This window comes from Streptomyces sp. S4.7, assembly GCF_010384365.1.
Classification (GTDB): domain Bacteria; phylum Actinomycetota; class Actinomycetes; order Streptomycetales; family Streptomycetaceae; genus Streptomyces.
Map to the genome: position 1 here is coordinate 4,593,590 of NZ_CP048397.1, position 14,439 is coordinate 4,608,028.

Annotated in this window: 27 protein-coding genes; 26 read left to right on the forward strand and 1 reads right to left on the reverse strand. The window is 66.0% G+C overall.

Annotated features, from left to right (window positions below):
* Window positions 1-60: 60 nt before the first annotated feature.
* Window positions 61-252, reverse strand: a complete 192-nt coding sequence (locus SSPS47_RS20585) for a DUF1059 domain-containing protein (RefSeq protein ID WP_147874346.1) — start codon at window positions 250-252, stop codon at window positions 61-63.
* A gap of 510 nt (window positions 253-762) precedes the next feature.
* Between SSPS47_RS20585 and rpsJ the strand changes: the two genes are divergently transcribed.
* The 26 genes from rpsJ to rpmJ all read left to right on the forward strand — a co-directional run bounded on the left by rpsJ (window position 763) and on the right by rpmJ (window position 14,415).
* Window positions 763-1,071 carry a 30S ribosomal protein S10 gene (gene rpsJ, locus SSPS47_RS20590; protein WP_003948644.1) on the forward strand — a complete coding sequence of 103 codons (309 nt, stop codon included), beginning with the start codon at window positions 763-765 and terminating at the stop codon, window positions 1,069-1,071.
* 14 nt (window positions 1,072-1,085) lie between these two features.
* Window positions 1,086-1,730, forward strand: a complete 645-nt coding sequence (gene rplC, locus SSPS47_RS20595) for a 50S ribosomal protein L3 (RefSeq protein WP_078075548.1) — start codon at window positions 1,086-1,088, stop codon at window positions 1,728-1,730.
* 4 nt (window positions 1,731-1,734) lie between these two features.
* Window positions 1,735-2,397, forward strand: coding sequence for a 50S ribosomal protein L4 (gene rplD / locus SSPS47_RS20600; RefSeq protein ID WP_164252325.1), 663 nt, complete (start codon window positions 1,735-1,737; stop codon window positions 2,395-2,397).
* Entirely contained in the window at window positions 2,397-2,714 is a 318-nt protein-coding gene (rplW, locus tag SSPS47_RS20605; RefSeq protein ID WP_078075546.1) for a 50S ribosomal protein L23, read from the forward strand. Before rplD ends, rplW begins: the two co-directional genes overlap by 1 nt.
* A gap of 47 nt (window positions 2,715-2,761) precedes the next feature.
* A complete protein-coding gene (rplB, locus tag SSPS47_RS20610) occupies window positions 2,762-3,598 on the forward strand; it encodes a 50S ribosomal protein L2 (RefSeq protein ID WP_147874343.1) in 837 nt (278 codons plus the stop codon).
* A gap of 12 nt (window positions 3,599-3,610) precedes the next feature.
* The gene (rpsS, locus tag SSPS47_RS20615) at window positions 3,611-3,892 is read left to right on the forward strand and encodes a 30S ribosomal protein S19 (RefSeq protein ID WP_023539342.1); all 282 of its coding nucleotides are present in this window, start codon (window positions 3,611-3,613) and stop codon (window positions 3,890-3,892) included.
* 43 nt (window positions 3,893-3,935) lie between these two features.
* Window positions 3,936-4,283 (forward strand): 50S ribosomal protein L22, encoded by a 348-nt coding sequence (rplV, locus tag SSPS47_RS20620; protein WP_164252326.1) that lies wholly within the window; start codon window positions 3,936-3,938, stop codon window positions 4,281-4,283.
* Window positions 4,283-5,137 carry a 30S ribosomal protein S3 gene (gene rpsC, locus SSPS47_RS20625; protein ID WP_164252328.1) on the forward strand — a complete coding sequence of 285 codons (855 nt, stop codon included), beginning with the start codon at window positions 4,283-4,285 and terminating at the stop codon, window positions 5,135-5,137. The genes rplV and rpsC overlap by 1 nt, the downstream gene beginning before the upstream one ends.
* A gap of 5 nt (window positions 5,138-5,142) precedes the next feature.
* Window positions 5,143-5,562 (forward strand): 50S ribosomal protein L16, encoded by a 420-nt coding sequence (gene rplP / locus SSPS47_RS20630; RefSeq protein ID WP_023539339.1) that lies wholly within the window; start codon window positions 5,143-5,145, stop codon window positions 5,560-5,562.
* Window positions 5,562-5,786, forward strand: coding sequence for a 50S ribosomal protein L29 (rpmC, locus tag SSPS47_RS20635; RefSeq protein ID WP_078075545.1), 225 nt, complete (start codon window positions 5,562-5,564; stop codon window positions 5,784-5,786). The genes rplP and rpmC overlap by 1 nt, the downstream gene beginning before the upstream one ends.
* Window positions 5,786-6,076 carry a 30S ribosomal protein S17 gene (gene rpsQ, locus SSPS47_RS20640; protein ID WP_164252331.1) on the forward strand — a complete coding sequence of 97 codons (291 nt, stop codon included), beginning with the start codon at window positions 5,786-5,788 and terminating at the stop codon, window positions 6,074-6,076. The genes rpmC and rpsQ overlap by 1 nt, the downstream gene beginning before the upstream one ends.
* A 117-nt stretch (window positions 6,077-6,193) precedes the next feature.
* Window positions 6,194-6,562 (forward strand): 50S ribosomal protein L14, encoded by a 369-nt coding sequence (gene rplN / locus SSPS47_RS20645; protein WP_023539336.1) that lies wholly within the window; start codon window positions 6,194-6,196, stop codon window positions 6,560-6,562.
* A 2-nt stretch (window positions 6,563-6,564) separates the two neighbouring features.
* On the forward strand, window positions 6,565-6,888 hold the full coding sequence (rplX, locus tag SSPS47_RS20650) for a 50S ribosomal protein L24 (protein WP_023539335.1): 324 nt from the start codon (window positions 6,565-6,567) through the stop codon (window positions 6,886-6,888).
* A complete protein-coding gene (gene rplE / locus SSPS47_RS20655) occupies window positions 6,888-7,445 on the forward strand; it encodes a 50S ribosomal protein L5 (protein WP_164252333.1) in 558 nt (185 codons plus the stop codon). The genes rplX and rplE overlap by 1 nt, the downstream gene beginning before the upstream one ends.
* 2 nt (window positions 7,446-7,447) lie before the next feature.
* Window positions 7,448-7,633, forward strand: coding sequence for a type Z 30S ribosomal protein S14 (locus tag SSPS47_RS20660; protein WP_003948630.1), 186 nt, complete (start codon window positions 7,448-7,450; stop codon window positions 7,631-7,633).
* A 261-nt stretch (window positions 7,634-7,894) separates the two neighbouring features.
* Window positions 7,895-8,293 (forward strand): 30S ribosomal protein S8, encoded by a 399-nt coding sequence (gene rpsH, locus SSPS47_RS20670; protein ID WP_023539333.1) that lies wholly within the window; start codon window positions 7,895-7,897, stop codon window positions 8,291-8,293.
* A gap of 21 nt (window positions 8,294-8,314) precedes the next feature.
* Window positions 8,315-8,854 (forward strand): 50S ribosomal protein L6, encoded by a 540-nt coding sequence (gene rplF / locus SSPS47_RS20675; RefSeq protein ID WP_147874341.1) that lies wholly within the window; start codon window positions 8,315-8,317, stop codon window positions 8,852-8,854.
* Between the two features lie 2 nt (window positions 8,855-8,856).
* Window positions 8,857-9,240, forward strand: coding sequence for a 50S ribosomal protein L18 (rplR, locus tag SSPS47_RS20680; RefSeq protein ID WP_147874340.1), 384 nt, complete (start codon window positions 8,857-8,859; stop codon window positions 9,238-9,240).
* Between the two features lie 46 nt (window positions 9,241-9,286).
* The gene (gene rpsE, locus SSPS47_RS20685) at window positions 9,287-9,889 is read left to right on the forward strand and encodes a 30S ribosomal protein S5 (RefSeq protein WP_023539330.1); all 603 of its coding nucleotides are present in this window, start codon (window positions 9,287-9,289) and stop codon (window positions 9,887-9,889) included.
* Window positions 9,889-10,071 (forward strand): 50S ribosomal protein L30, encoded by a 183-nt coding sequence (gene rpmD / locus SSPS47_RS20690; protein ID WP_041985698.1) that lies wholly within the window; start codon window positions 9,889-9,891, stop codon window positions 10,069-10,071. The genes rpsE and rpmD overlap by 1 nt, the downstream gene beginning before the upstream one ends.
* 1 nt (window position 10,072) lies before the next feature.
* Window positions 10,073-10,528: a 50S ribosomal protein L15 gene (rplO, locus tag SSPS47_RS20695; protein ID WP_078075537.1), complete on the forward strand. Its 456-nt coding sequence runs from the start codon at window positions 10,073-10,075 to the stop codon at window positions 10,526-10,528.
* A 266-nt stretch (window positions 10,529-10,794) separates the two neighbouring features.
* Window positions 10,795-12,114 carry a preprotein translocase subunit SecY gene (gene secY, locus SSPS47_RS20700; RefSeq protein ID WP_078075536.1) on the forward strand — a complete coding sequence of 440 codons (1,320 nt, stop codon included), beginning with the start codon at window positions 10,795-10,797 and terminating at the stop codon, window positions 12,112-12,114.
* On the forward strand, window positions 12,114-12,776 hold the full coding sequence (locus SSPS47_RS20705; protein ID WP_164252335.1) for an adenylate kinase: 663 nt from the start codon (window positions 12,114-12,116) through the stop codon (window positions 12,774-12,776). Before secY ends, SSPS47_RS20705 begins: the two co-directional genes overlap by 1 nt.
* 198 nt (window positions 12,777-12,974) lie before the next feature.
* Complete coding sequence (gene map, locus SSPS47_RS20710) at window positions 12,975-13,811, forward strand: type I methionyl aminopeptidase (protein WP_164254773.1); 837 nt, start codon at window positions 12,975-12,977, stop codon at window positions 13,809-13,811.
* A 213-nt stretch (window positions 13,812-14,024) separates the two neighbouring features.
* Window positions 14,025-14,246 carry a translation initiation factor IF-1 gene (infA, locus tag SSPS47_RS20715; protein WP_003956442.1) on the forward strand — a complete coding sequence of 74 codons (222 nt, stop codon included), beginning with the start codon at window positions 14,025-14,027 and terminating at the stop codon, window positions 14,244-14,246.
* 55 nt (window positions 14,247-14,301) lie between these two features.
* The gene (rpmJ, locus tag SSPS47_RS20720; protein ID WP_003956441.1) at window positions 14,302-14,415 is read left to right on the forward strand and encodes a 50S ribosomal protein L36; all 114 of its coding nucleotides are present in this window, start codon (window positions 14,302-14,304) and stop codon (window positions 14,413-14,415) included.
* The last annotated feature ends 24 nt before the right edge of the window (window positions 14,416-14,439 follow it).

The window sequence follows — 14,439 nt, forward strand, 5'->3', positions numbered from 1 at the left end:
GCCCCACTCCTGCGCGTGGCACGAAGAAGGCGGACCACGCGTCGGCGGTGAGTCCGATGATCACGCGTGCTGCGGCATCTCGTCCTTCATGTTGGACCGGATCTGGGCCCGCAGCTCCGCCGTGTTCTCGTGGCCGTGTACCGATGCCGCGTGTTCGCTCGCGGCGCGGACGACCTCGTCCTCCTCGCCCGTGATGGCGAGGGTGCAGTTCGTCTCACTCGGCATGTCGCGGCAATCGACTACTTTCCGCATGATCCACACCTCCATGTACCAGTATCCACCCTTTCGGGTGGCTCCGGCCATGGTGTGCGCCCGCCCGCCGTCAGCCCCGGGGTTCGCCCGTCACCCCGTGGGGTACGCTCTCCGGCCGCGATTGGCCAGGGCTCCGGGCCATATGGCACACTGCACAGGTTGCTCGGTTGAGTGCCGATGCTGCGCGCCTCCCGCCGGGAGGACCGGAAGCGAGTCCCACAGTACTCGTCGGCCCATCTGCCTCTCACGGCAGCGCTGGGACGGACGTACGGGAATCTTCCGGGAAGTGTCAGCGGGGTACCGGCCAGGCACCCGGTGGGCGTTCGTCCCCGGTCTCGCGGACTTCGGGCCCGCAACCCCTTGGCAGGGAAATCCTTCGGGAATTTCTACGTGAAGGGAATGCGACACGCCCGACCGCGTGGGTCGGAGAGAACAGTGCGCGGCACACAGAGTGGGCGCACAGGCCAACCGGGTCCAGAGCGTTTCGAGAGACAGGACTACTGAGTAGCCATGGCGGGACAGAAGATCCGCATCCGGCTCAAGGCCTACGACCACGAGGTCATCGACTCTTCGGCGAAGAAGATCGTCGAGACGGTGACTCGCACTGGTGCGTCGGTCGCGGGCCCGGTGCCGCTGCCCACTGAGAAGAACGTGTACTGCGTCATCAAGTCGCCGCACAAGTACAAGGACTCGCGCGAGCACTTCGAGATGCGCACGCACAAGCGCCTGATCGACATCCTCGACCCGACGCCCAAGACCGTTGACTCGTTGATGCGCCTGGACCTTCCGGCCGGCGTCGACATCGAGATCAAGCTCTGAGAGGCGCGGAAGAGATGGCAAAGCAGATCAAGGGTGTCCTGGGCGAGAAGCTCGGCATGACCCAGGTCTGGGACGAGAACAACCGTGTCGTCCCGGTGACCGTGGTCAAGGCCGGACCCTGCGTTGTAACCCAGGTCCGTACGAATGACTCCGACGGCTACGAGTCGGTCCAGATCGCCTTCGGCGAGATCGACCCGCGCAAGGTGAACAAGCCCCTCAAGGGTCACTTCGCCAAGGCCGACGTGACCCCCCGCCGCCACCTGGTGGAGCTCCGCACCTCCGACGCGTCCGAGTACACGCTCGGCCAGGAGGTCACCGCCGCTGTGTTCGAGTCCGGCGTCCGCGTGGACGTCACGGGCAAGAGCAAGGGCAAGGGCTTCGCCGGTGTCATGAAGCGTCACAACTTCAAGGGCCTCGGCGCCGGTCACGGAACCCAGCGCAAGCACCGCTCTCCCGGCTCCATCGGTGGCTGTGCCACCCCGGGCCGTGTGTTCAAGGGCCTCCGCATGGCGGGTCGCATGGGCAACGAGCGGGTCACCACCCAGAACCTGACCGTTCACGCCGTTGACGCGGAGAAGGGCCTGCTCCTCATCAAGGGCGCGGTCCCCGGTCCGAACGGCGGCCTCGTCCTGGTCCGCACCGCGGCGAAGGGGGCCTGAAGACATGAGCAGCACCATCGACATCATGTCGCCCTCGGGCGACAAGACCGGGACCGTTGAGCTCCCGGCCGAGATCTTCGACGCCAAGGTCAGCATCCCGCTGATCCACCAGGTCGTCGTCGCGCAGCTGGCCGCCGCCCGTCAGGGCACGCACAAGGTCAAGCGCCGTGGCGAGGTCCGTGGTGGTGGCAAGAAGCCTTACCGCCAGAAGGGCACCGGCCGCGCCCGTCAGGGTTCGACCCGTGCGCCGCAGTTCGCCGGCGGTGGCGTCGTACACGGCCCCACCCCGCGTGACTACTCGCAGCGGACCCCGAAGAAGATGAAGGTCGCCGCCCTGCGCGGGGCCCTCTCGGACCGGGCCCGCAACGCTCGTATCCACGTCGTCTCCGACGTGGTCGAGGGCGCGGCGTCCACCAAGGCCGCCAAGACCCTGCTCGGCAAGGTCAGTGAGCGCAAGCACGTGCTCCTGGTCGTCGAGCGGAGCGACGAGGCCGCGTGGCTGTCCGCGCGCAACCTCCCCGAGGTCCACCTGCTGGACCCGGGACAGCTCAACACGTACGACGTGCTTGTCTCCGACGACGTGGTCTTCACCAAGGCCGCCTTCGAGTCCTTCGTGTCCGGCGGGGCTGCGCGACAGACTGCCGACACCGAGGGGAGCGAAGCCTGATGGCCGAGATCACCAGCAAGACCTTCACGGACCCGCGTGACGTTCTCGTCAAGCCCGTGGTGTCCGAGAAGAGCTACGCGCTGCTCGACGAGAACAAGTACACGTTCATCGTCGCGCCCGGCTCCAACAAGACCCAGATCAAGCAGGCCGTCGAAGCGGTCTTCTCGGTCAAGGTCACCGGGGTCAACACGATCAACCGGCAGGGCAAGCGCAAGCGCACCCGCACCGGTTTCGGCAAGCGCTCGGACACCAAGCGCGCCATCGTGACCCTCGCCGAGGGCGACCGTATCGACATCTTCGGCGGCCCGACTTCCTAACGGGAGTCGGATCGAATCGAAGTCCGGAATATTCCGAGGACTGAGAAATGGGTATCCGCAAGTACAAGCCGACGACCCCGGGCCGTCGTGGCTCCAGCGTCGCCGACTTCGTCGAGATCACGCGGTCCACGCCGGAGAAGTCGCTGGTCCGCCCCCTGCACAGCAAGGGCGGCCGTAACAACGCCGGTCGTGTGACCGTTCGCCACCAGGGCGGCGGCCACAAGCGCGCCTTCCGCGTGATTGATTTTCGTCGTCACGACAAGGACGGCGTGCCGGCCAAGGTCGCGCACATCGAGTACGACCCGAACCGCACCGCGCGCATCGCGCTCCTGCACTACGCGGACGGCGAGAAGCGCTACATTCTCGCGCCGCGTGGCCTGACGCAGGGCAGCCGTGTCGAGAACGGCCCGTCCGCCGACATCAAGCCCGGCAACAACCTGGCGCTGCGCAACATCCCGGTCGGTACGACCATCCACGCCATCGAGCTGCGTCCCGGCGGCGGCGCGAAGTTCGCCCGTTCCGCGGGCACTTCCGTACAGCTGCTGGCGAAGGAGGGCTCCATGGCCCACCTTCGTATGCCGTCCGGAGAGATCCGGCTGGTCGACGTCCGCTGCCGCGCCACCATCGGTGAGGTCGGCAACGCCGAGCAGTCGAACATCAACTGGGGCAAGGCCGGCCGTATGCGCTGGAAGGGCGTCCGCCCGACCGTCCGCGGTGTCGCCATGAACCCCGTTGACCACCCGCACGGTGGTGGTGAGGGCAAGACTTCAGGTGGTCGCCACCCGGTCAGCCCGTGGGGTCAGAAGGAAGGTCGTACGCGTTCGCCGAAGAAGGCGAGCAACAAGTACATCGTCCGCCGCCGCAAGACGAACAAGAAGCGCTAGGAGCGGGTTCAGATGCCGCGCAGTCTCAAGAAGGGGCCCTTCGTCGACGGCCACCTCATCAAGAAGGTGGACGTCCAGAACGAAGCTGGCACCAAGAACGTCATCAAGACCTGGTCCCGTCGCTCGATGATCATCCCGGCAATGCTGGGCCACACCATCGCGGTGCACAACGGCAAGATCCACGTCCCGGTGTTCGTCACCGAGTCGATGGTCGGCCACAAGCTCGGCGAGTTCTCGCCGACTCGCACCTTCCGCGGCCACGTCAAGGACGACCGGAAGTCGAAGCGCCGCTAACCGCGGGGTGGAAACGACTATGACTTACACCGAAGGGACAACCATGGAAGCCAGGGCCCAGGCGCGGTACATCCGCGTCACGCCCATGAAGGCCCGCCGCGTGGTGGACCTCATCCGTGGCATGGATGCCACGGAGGCTCAGGCGGTCCTGCGTTTCGCCCCGCAGGCCGCGAGCGTGCCGGTCGGCAAGGTGCTTGACAGCGCCATTGCCAACGCCGCGCACAACTACGAGCACCCCGACGCCACTTCGCTGGTCATCAGCGAGGCTTACGTGGACGAGGGTCCGACCCTGAAGCGGTTCCGGCCGCGTGCCCAGGGCCGCGCCTACCGGATCCGTAAGCGGACCAGCCACATCACCGTGGTCGTCAGCAGCAAGGAAGGAACCCGGTAATGGGCCAGAAGGTTAACCCGCATGGGTTCCGGCTCGGTATCACCACGGACTTCAAGTCCCGTTGGTACGCCGACAAGCTGTACTCGGACTACGTCAAGGAAGACGTCGCCATTCGTCGCATGATGACGAAGGGGATGGAGCGTGCCGGTATCTCCAAGGTGGAGATCGAGCGCACCCGTGACCGCGTCCGCGTGGACATCCACACCGCACGTCCGGGCATCGTCATCGGCCGCCGCGGCGCCGAGGCCGACCGCATCCGCGGCGAGCTGGAGAAGCTGACCGGCAAGCAGGTCCAGCTGAACATCCTCGAGGTCAAGAACCCCGAGGTCGACGCTCAGCTGGTGGCCCAGGCCGTCGCCGAGCAGCTGTCCTCGCGTGTCTCCTTCCGTCGCGCCATGCGTAAGAGCATGCAGTCGACGATGAAGGCCGGCGCCAAGGGCATCAAGATCCAGTGCGGTGGCCGCCTCGGCGGCGCCGAGATGTCGCGCTCGGAGTTCTACCGCGAGGGCCGCGTGCCCCTGCACACGCTCCGGGCCAACGTCGACTACGGCTTCTTCGAGGCCAAGACGACCTTCGGCCGCATCGGTGTGAAGGTCTGGATCTACAAGGGCGACGTCAAGAACATCGCCGAGGTGCGCGCCGAGAACGCCGCGGCGCGCGCGGGCAACCGTCCGGCCCGTGGCGGCGGCAACGACCGTCCCGCCGGCCGCGGTGGCCGCGGTGGCGAGCGTGGCGGTCGCGGTGGCCGCAAGCCGCAGCAGGCTCCCGGCGCGGAGGCCCCCAAGGCCGACGCGACGGCGGCTGCTCCGGCCGCGGAGGCCGCGCCCTCTTCTACCGGTGGAACGGAGGCCTGACCGAAATGCTGATCCCCCGTAGGGTCAAGCACCGCAAGCAGCACCACCCGAAGCGCAGCGGAATGTCCAAGGGTGGCACGCAGGTTGCGTTCGGCGAGTACGGCATCCAGGCGCTGACCCCGGCATACGTGACGAACCGTCAGATCGAGGCCGCTCGTATCGCGATGACCCGTCACATCAAGCGTGGCGGCAAGGTCTGGATCAACATCTACCCGGACCGTCCCCTGACGAAGAAGCCCGCCGAGACCCGCATGGGTTCCGGTAAGGGTTCTCCCGAGTGGTGGATCGCGAACGTCAAGCCCGGTCGGGTGATGTTCGAGCTGTCCTACCCGAACGAGAAGGTTGCCAAGGAGGCGCTCACCCGCGCCGCCCACAAGCTTCCGATGAAGTGCCGCATCGTTCGGCGCGAGGCAGGTGAGTCGTGATGGCGGCCGTTACCAAGGCGTCCGAGCTGCGTGAACTGGGTGGCGAGGAGCTTGTCGCCAAGCTTCGCGAGGCCAAGGAAGAGCTGTTCAACCTCCGCTTCCAGGCGGCGACCGGTCAGCTCGAGAACCACGGCCGGCTGAAGCTGGTCCGTAAGGACATCGCGCGGATCTACACCCTGATGCGTGAGCGCGAGCTGGGCATCGAGACGGTGGAGAGCGCCTGATGACTGAGAGCAACGTGACTGAGACGACCGAGAAGAGCGAGCGCGGATCCCGCAAGACCCGCGAGGGTCTCGTCGTCAGCGACAAGATGGACAAGACCGTCGTCGTCGCTGTCGAGGACCGCGTGAAGCACGCCCTGTACGGCAAGGTCATCCGCCGTACGAACAAGCTCAAGGCTCACGACGAGCAGAACGCCGCCGGGATCGGCGACCGTGTCCTCCTCATGGAGACCCGGCCGCTGTCCGCGACGAAGCGCTGGCGCATCGTCGAGATCCTTGAGAAGGCCAAGTAATCCAGGCCAGGTAATCCCTCCCAGGGCATTCCCTAGGAGTAGTTCCGCCAGGCTCGGCGGGGGCCGGCCGCAGAGGACGGCCCTCGCCGGGAACCGGCAGACGATCAGGAGATAGACGTGATCCAGCAGGAGTCGCGACTGCGTGTCGCCGACAACACTGGTGCCAAGGAGATCCTTTGCATCCGTGTTCTCGGTGGCTCGGGTCGCCGCTACGCGGGTATCGGTGACGTCATCGTCGCCACCGTCAAGGACGCGATCCCCGGTGGCAACGTGAAGAAGGGTGACGTCATCAAGGCGGTCATCGTTCGCACCGTGAAGGAACGCCGCCGCCAGGACGGCTCGTACATCCGCTTCGACGAGAACGCCGCCGTCATTCTGAAGAACGACGGCGACCCTCGTGGCACCCGTATCTTCGGCCCGGTGGGCCGTGAGCTGCGCGAGAAGAAGTTCATGAAGATCATCTCGCTCGCGCCGGAGGTGCTGTAAGCATGAAGATCAAGAAGGGCGACCTGGTTCAGGTCATCACCGGTAAGGACAAGGGCAAGCAGGGCAAGGTCATCGTGGCCTACCCCACGCAGGACCGCGTTCTCGTCGAGGGTGTCAACCGGGTCAAGAAGCACACCAAGGCCGGCCAGACCGCACGTGGTTCGCAGACCGGCGGCATCGTGACGACCGAAGCCCCCGTCCACATCAGCAATGTTCAGCTGGTCGTGGAGAAGGACGGCAAGAAGGTCGTCACCCGCGTCGGCTACCGCTTTGACGACGAGGGCAACAAGATCCGCGTTGCCAAGCGGACCGGTGAGGACATCTGATGACGACCACAACCGCACCGCGTCTGAAGCTGCGCTACCGCGAGGAGATCGCCGGCAAGCTGCGTGAGGAGTTCTCCCTGGAGAACCCCATGCAGGTCCCCGGTCTCGTCAAGATCGTGGTCAACATGGGTGTGGGCGACGCCGCCCGCGACTCCAAGCTGATCGAGGGTGCCATCAAGGACCTCACCACGATCACCGGCCAGAAGCCGGCCGTGACCAAGGCCCGCAAGTCGATCGCGCAGTTCAAGCTGCGCGAGGGACAGCCGATCGGCTGCCACGTCACCCTCCGCGGTGACCGCATGTGGGAGTTCCTGGACCGTACGCTGTCGCTCGCGCTGCCGCGTATCCGTGACTTCCGCGGCCTGTCGCCCAAGCAGTTCGACGGCCGTGGCAACTACACCTTCGGTCTCACGGAGCAGGTCATGTTCCACGAGATCGACCAGGACAAGATCGACCGGGTCCGGGGCATGGACATCACCGTGGTGACCACGGCGACCAACGACGACGAGGGTCGTGCCCTCCTTCGTCACCTCGGCTTCCCGTTCAAGGAGAACTGACCGTGGCGAAGAAGGCTCTGATCGCTAAGGCCGCCCGCAAGCCGAAGTTCGGCGTGCGCGGTTACACCCGCTGCCAGCGCTGCGGGCGCCCCCACTCCGTCTACCGCAAGTTCGGCCTCTGCCGTGTCTGCCTTCGCGAGATGGCACACCGCGGCGAGCTGCCGGGCGTCACCAAGAGCTCCTGGTAATTCCCGCCCACCCGTCGGCCGACCACCGCCCCTCAAGGGCGGCCTCCGGCCGGCGAGTTGGATCGGAATCAACCAGGCGCTCTCGGTAAGCAACTGGTCGGCGGAAGCCCTGCTCCACATGCCGTAGGCTTGGGGGGTTGGGCGTCCGCCGCCCAAAACTTACTACGCCGTAGGTCCCCGTGCCGCACCCGTCCCGCCATCGAGCGGGGAGAGGGATGGCGCATACAGGAAACCCCGGCGAGAGAGGCCGAAGGCCAATTCATGACCATGACTGATCCCATCGCAGACATGCTCACGCGTCTGCGTAACGCGAACTCGGCGTATCACGACACCGTCGAGATGCCGCACAGCAAGATCAAGTCGCACATCGCGGAGATCCTCCAGCAGGAGGGCTTCATCACCGGCTGGAAGGTCGAGGACGCCGAGGTCGGCAAGAGCCTCACCCTCGAGCTGAAGTTCGGCCCGAACCGCGAGCGTTCGATCGCCGGCATCAAGCGCATCTCGAAGCCGGGTCTGCGCGTGTATGCCAAGTCCACCAACCTGCCCAAGGTGCTCGGCGGCCTGGGCGTGGCGATCATCTCCACGTCCCACGGTCTTCTGACCGGCCAGCAGGCAGGCAAGAAGGGCGTAGGTGGGGAAGTCCTCGCCTACGTCTGGTAGTCGGGAACGGAGGAAAAGCTCATGTCGCGAATCGGCAAGCTCCCCATCCAGGTTCCCACCGGTGTGGACGTCACCATCGACGGCCGTACGGTCGCGGTGAAGGGCCCCAAGGGTTCCCTCTCGCACACCGTCGCAGCGCCGATCGAGGTCTCCAAGGGCGATGACGGCACCCTCCAGGTGCTGCGCCCGAACGACGAGCGTCAGAACAAGGCCCTGCACGGCCTGTCCCGCACGCTGGTGGCGAACATGATCACCGGTGTGACCCAGGGATACACCAAGGCGCTCGAAATCAGCGGTGTCGGTTACCGCGTCCAGGCGAAGGGCTCCAACCTGGAGTTCGCGCTCGGATACAGCCACCCGATCGTCGTCGAGGCCCCCGAGGGCATCACCTTCAAGGTCGAGTCCCCGACGAAGCTCAGTGTCGAGGGCATCGACAAGCAGAAGGTCGGCGAGGTCGCGGCGAACATCCGCAAGCTGCGGAAGCCCGACCCGTACAAGGCCAAGGGCGTCAAGTACGCCGGCGAGGTCATCCGCCGCAAGGTCGGAAAGGCGGGTAAGTAGCCATGGCATACGGTGTAAAGATCGCCAAGGGCAAGGCCTACAAGGCCGCTGCCATCAAGCGCCGTCACATCCGCGTACGCAAGAAGGTCTCGGGCACGCAGGTCCGCCCCCGGCTCGTTGTGACGCGTTCCAACCGCCACATGGTGGCTCAGGTCATCGACGACATCGCGGGCCACACGCTCGCTTCGGCGTCGACCCTGGACACGTCGATCCGCGGCGGCGACGCCGACAAGAGCGCCCGGGCACAGCAGGTTGGTGCCCTGGTCGCCGAGCGCGCCAAGGCCGCCGGTATCGAGGCTGTCGTGTTCGACCGTGGTGGCAACCAGTACGCCGGGCGGATTGCCGCTCTGGCTGACGCCGCCCGTGAAGCCGGGCTGAAGTTCTAAGCCCCGGTTCCGGAGCTAGCGGACGTAACAGAGAGAGGTAAATCCAATGGCTGGACCCCAGCGCCGCGGAAGCGGTGCCGGTGGCGGCGAGCGGCGGGACCGGAAGGGCCGTGACGGTGGCGCTGCCGCCGAGAAGACCGCGTACGTCGAGCGTGTCGTCGCGATCAACCGCGTCGCCAAGGTCGTGAAGGGTGGTCGTCGCTTCAGCTTCACCGCGCTGGTCGTGGTGGGCGACGGTGACGGCACCGTGGGTGTCGGTTACGGCAAGGCCAAGGAGGTGCCGGCCGCCATCGCCAAGGGTGTTGAGGAGGCCAAGAAGCACTTCTTCAAGGTCCCCCGTATCCAGGGCACCATCCCGCACCCGATCCAGGGTGAGAAGGCGGCGGGCGTCGTCCTGCTCAAGCCCGCGTCCCCCGGTACCGGCGTCATCGCCGGTGGCCCGGTGCGTGCGGTGCTCGAGTGCGCCGGCGTCCACGACATCCTGTCGAAGTCGCTCGGTTCGTCGAACCCGATCAACATCGTGCACGCGACCGTGGCGGCCCTTCAGGGTCTGCAGCGTCCCGAGGAGATCGCGGCCCGCCGCGGTCTGCCCCTCGAGGACGTCGCCCCCGCGGCTCTGCTGCGTGCGCGTGCGGGAGCGGGTGCGTGATGGCCCGTCTCAAGATCACGCAGACGAAGTCGTACATCGGCAGCAAGCAGAACCACCGCGACACCCTTCGTTCGCTGGGCCTCAAGCGGCTCAACGACGTGGTTGTCAAGGAGGACCGTCCCGAGTTCCGCGGCATGGCCAACACCGTGCGGCACCTCGTGACGGTTGAGGAGGTCGACTGACATGGCGGAGCAGAAGCCGCTGAAGGTCCACAACCTCCGTCCCGCCCCCGGAGCCAAGACCGCCAAGACCCGTGTGGGCCGTGGCGAGGCGTCCAAGGGTAAGACGGCCGGTCGTGGCACCAAGGGTACGAAGGCCCGTTACCAGGTTCCGGCACGCTTCGAGGGCGGGCAGATGCCCCTCCACATGCGGCTGCCGAAGCTGAAGGGCTTCAAGAACCCGTTCCGTACCGAGTACCAGGTCGTGAACCTGGACAAGCTGGCCGAGCTCTACCCGCAGGGTGGCGAGGTCACGGTGGCCGATCTGGTCGACAAGGGTGCGGTCCGTAAGAACAGCCTCGTCAAGGTCCTGGGCCAGGGCGAGATCTCCGTGGCACTGACGGTTTCGGTTGACGCCGCTTCCGGCTCCGCCAAGGAGAAGATCGCCGCCGCAGGCGGCTCCGTCACCGAGCTCGTCTGAGACGTCTCGGACAAGTTGATGGACTGAACACCCAACCGGGGATGCCTCTCATAAGGGGCATCCCCGGTTGGTCGTTCCTAGGGGGGCAGGTACGCCGGTAAGGTGGCGTGCGTTGTTGCTGTATTGAACCCGGGGGTCCGCCCCCGGACCCCGAGCCACGCGGTCTCTCCGCAGGGGTGGTCGCGTGGCTTTTTGCCTGATATGTATCCGTCGATCCTCAAGACCGTCACCCTTGACGCGCGAGCGCGGGGGTCGCAGGAGGCACCGTGCTCACCGCGTTCGCCCGGGCGTTCAAGACGCCCGACCTGCGCAAGAAGCTGCTCTTCACGCTGTTCATCATCGTGCTGTACCGGTTCGGGGCGCACATCCCCGTACCGGGCGTCAGTTACGAGAATGTCCAGACGTGCGTCGACGCAGCCCAGAAGGGCAATAACAGCCTGTTCGGCTTGGTGAACATGTTCAGCGGCGGAGCGCTGCTGCAGATCACGATCTTCGCGCTCGGCATCATGCCGTACATCACGGCAAGCATCATCCTGCAGCTGCTGACTGTGGTCATCCCCCGACTCGAAGCCCTCAAGAAGGAAGGGCAGTCCGGCCAGGCCAAGATCACTCAGTACACCCGATACCTGACAGTCGCCCTCGCCGTGCTCCAGGGCACCGGCCTGGTGGCCACCGCCCGCAGCGGCGCGCTGTTCAGCGGCTGCCCGGTCGCCTCGGAGATCGTTCCGGACCAGTCGATCTTCATCACCGTCACGATGGTCATCACGATGACCGCCGGTACGGCCGCCGTCATGTGGCTCGGTGAGATGATCACCGACAAGGGCATCGGCAACGGCATGTCCATCCTGATGTTCATCTCCATCGCCGCCGGTTTCCCGGGCGCGCTGTGGGCCATCAAGGAGAGCGGCAAGCTCGCTCAGGGCTGGATCGAGTTCGGCACGGTCATCCTCATCGGCTTCGTGATGGTGGGTCTCGTCGTCTTCGTCGAGCAGGCGCAGCGCCGGATCCCCGTCCAGTACGCGAAGCGGATGATCGGGCGGAGGTCCTACGGCGGTACGTCCACGTACATTCCGCTCAAGGTCAACCAGGCGGGTGTGATTCCCGTCATCTTCGCGTCGTCGCTGCTCTACATCCCGGCGCTCATCGCGCAGTTCTCCAGTTCGCAGTCCGGCTGGAAGACGTGGATCGAAGCCCACTTCATCAAGGGTGACCATCCGTACTACATCGCGACCTACTTCGTGCTGGTCGTGTTCTTCGCCTTCTTCTACGTGGCCATCACGTTCAACCCCGAAGAAGTCGCGGACAACATGAAGAAGTATGGTGGCTTCATCCCGGGCATCCGGGCAGGTCGACCTACTGCCGAGTATCTGAGTTACGTACTCAACCGGATCACTTGGCCGGGCTCGCTGTACCTGGGGTTGATCGCTCTCGTCCCAACGATGGCGTTGGCAGGCTTCGGCGGTGCGAACCAGAACTTCCCGTTCGGCGGGACAAGCATCCTGATCATCGTGGGTGTGGGTCTGGAGACCGTGAAGCAGATCGAGAGCCAGCTCCAGCAGCGTAATTACGAAGGGTTCCTCCGCTGATGCGAATCGTCCTCGTCGGACCGCCCGGTGCCGGCAAGGGAACGCAGGCTGCGTACCTCGCCAAGAACCTGTCCATTCCACACATCTCCACCGGTGACCTCTTCCGCGCCAACATCAGCCAGGGCACCGACCTCGGCAGGCAGGCGAAGAGTTTCATGGACGCCGGGAACCTGGTTCCCGACGAGGTCACCATCGCGATGGCGCTGGATCGGATGGCGCAGCCGGACGCCGAGAACGGCTTCCTTCTGGACGGCTTCCCCCGCAATGTCTTCCAGGCCGAGGCGCTCGACAAGGCGCTCACGGCCGAGGGGTTGCACCTGGACGCCGTTCTGGACCTGGAGGTCGACGAGGACGAGGTGGTCAAGCGGATCGCCGGTCGGCGCGTCTGCCGCAACGACAGCTCGCACGTCTTCCACGTCACGTACAGCCCGCCCAAGAAGGCGGGTGTCTGTGACGACTGTGGTGGCGAGCTGTACCAGCGGGACGACGACTCCGAGGAGACGGTCCGCACCCGGCTGGAGGTCTACCACACACAGACCGAGCCGATCATCGACCACTACCGGGAGCAGGGGCTCGTGGTCACCATCTCCGCGCTGGGCAAGGTCGCCGAGGTGACCAAGCGCGCGATGGCGGCACTTGAGGGGGGCGGCCGGGCGGCCTAGGCCGGGTCCGGTTCACCCACCACCCGCAGTACCCGTACGACCCGCAGGACCCGCACCACCCAGCACGGCACAGTGATACGGCCGGGGCGCCCCGAGGGGCACCACGGCCGTACTGCTGTCCGGGGACTACCGTAGATGTCCCGGCGGACACCGCCGGGACGACAGCGTTTCATCGACCGAGTGAGGCAGGCCGCCGTCATGGTGGAGATCAAGACCCGCGAGCAGATCGCGAAGATGCGTGAGGCGGGACTGGTCGTGGCCGCGATCCACGCGGCCACCGGCGAGGCCGCGGTGCCCGGCGCCACCACCAAGGACCTGGACGAGGTCGCGCGCGAGGTCCTCGCGGACCACGGCGCGAAGCCCAACTTCCTCGGCTACGGCGGGTTCCCCGCGAGGATCTGCACCTCGGTCAACGAGGTGGTGGTGCACGGGATCCCGGACACGAAGACGGTACTGAAGGACGGCGACATCATCTCGATCGACGCCGGCGCGATCGTGGACGGCTGGCACGGTGACGCGGCCTTCACCGCGTTCGTCGGCGAGGGCCACGCACCGGAGCTGATCGAGCTGTCCCGCGTGACGCGGGAGTCGATGTGGGCGGGGATCGCCGCGATGCGGCTCGGGAACCGGCTGGTCGACGTGTCACGGGCGATCGAGACGTACATCCGCCGCCAGCCGAAGCCGGGCGGCGGGAAGTACGGCATCGTCGAGGACTACGGCGGCCACGGCATCGGCAGCCAGATGCACATGGAGCCGCACCTGCTGAACTACGTCGCGCGCAAGCGCGGCAAGGGGCCGAAGCTGGTTCCCGGCTTCTGCCTGGCGATCGAGCCGATGGTCTCGCTCGGCACCCCGCACACCGAGGTGCTCGAAGACGAGTGGACGGTCATCACGACCGACGGCACGTGGTCCTCGCACTGGGAGCACTCGATCGCCCTGACGGAGGACGGCCCGCTTGTCCTGACCGCGGTCGACGGCGGCAAGGCGAAGCTGGCGGAGCTGGGTGTGACGGCGGCGCCGGATCCGCTGGGGTGACGGGGCGGACGGGGCCGGTGGCTTGTTGGGCGCTCCGGTGGCGCGGCCCCGTTCGGGGGATCGGGGGATTGACGATCTCCCGTGGTGGGCAAACTCAACGGATTCGTCTTTTCGGGAGCCCTGCCGTAGACTGACTCGTCGGCTCTGGTGTACCCGTGTGTCCACATACGGCGGTCCAGAATCGACCAAGGTAGCCGATTCGAAGGGCGAAGCGTGGCCAAGAAGCAAGGTGCCATCGAAATTGAGGGCACCGTGATCGAGTCTCTCCCGAACGCCATGTTCAAGGTGGAGCTCCAGAACGGTCACAAGGTCCTCGCGCACATCAGCGGCAAGATGCGGATGCACTACATCCGGATCCTGCCCGATGACCGGGTAGTGGTGGAGCTGTCTCCCTACGACCTGACGCGTGGCCGGATCGTCTACCGATACAAGTAGATCTTGCCTCACCCCGCCTCAGGGGTGCCGGCACTGACCCGGAGAACCTCACACCATGAAGGTCAAGCCGAGCGTCAAGAAGATCTGCGACAAGTGCAAGGTGATCCGCCGTCACGGCCGGGTCATGGTCATCTGCGACAACCTGCGCCACAAGCAGCGCCAGGGCTGACGCAGCACCACCTGCATCTCGCAG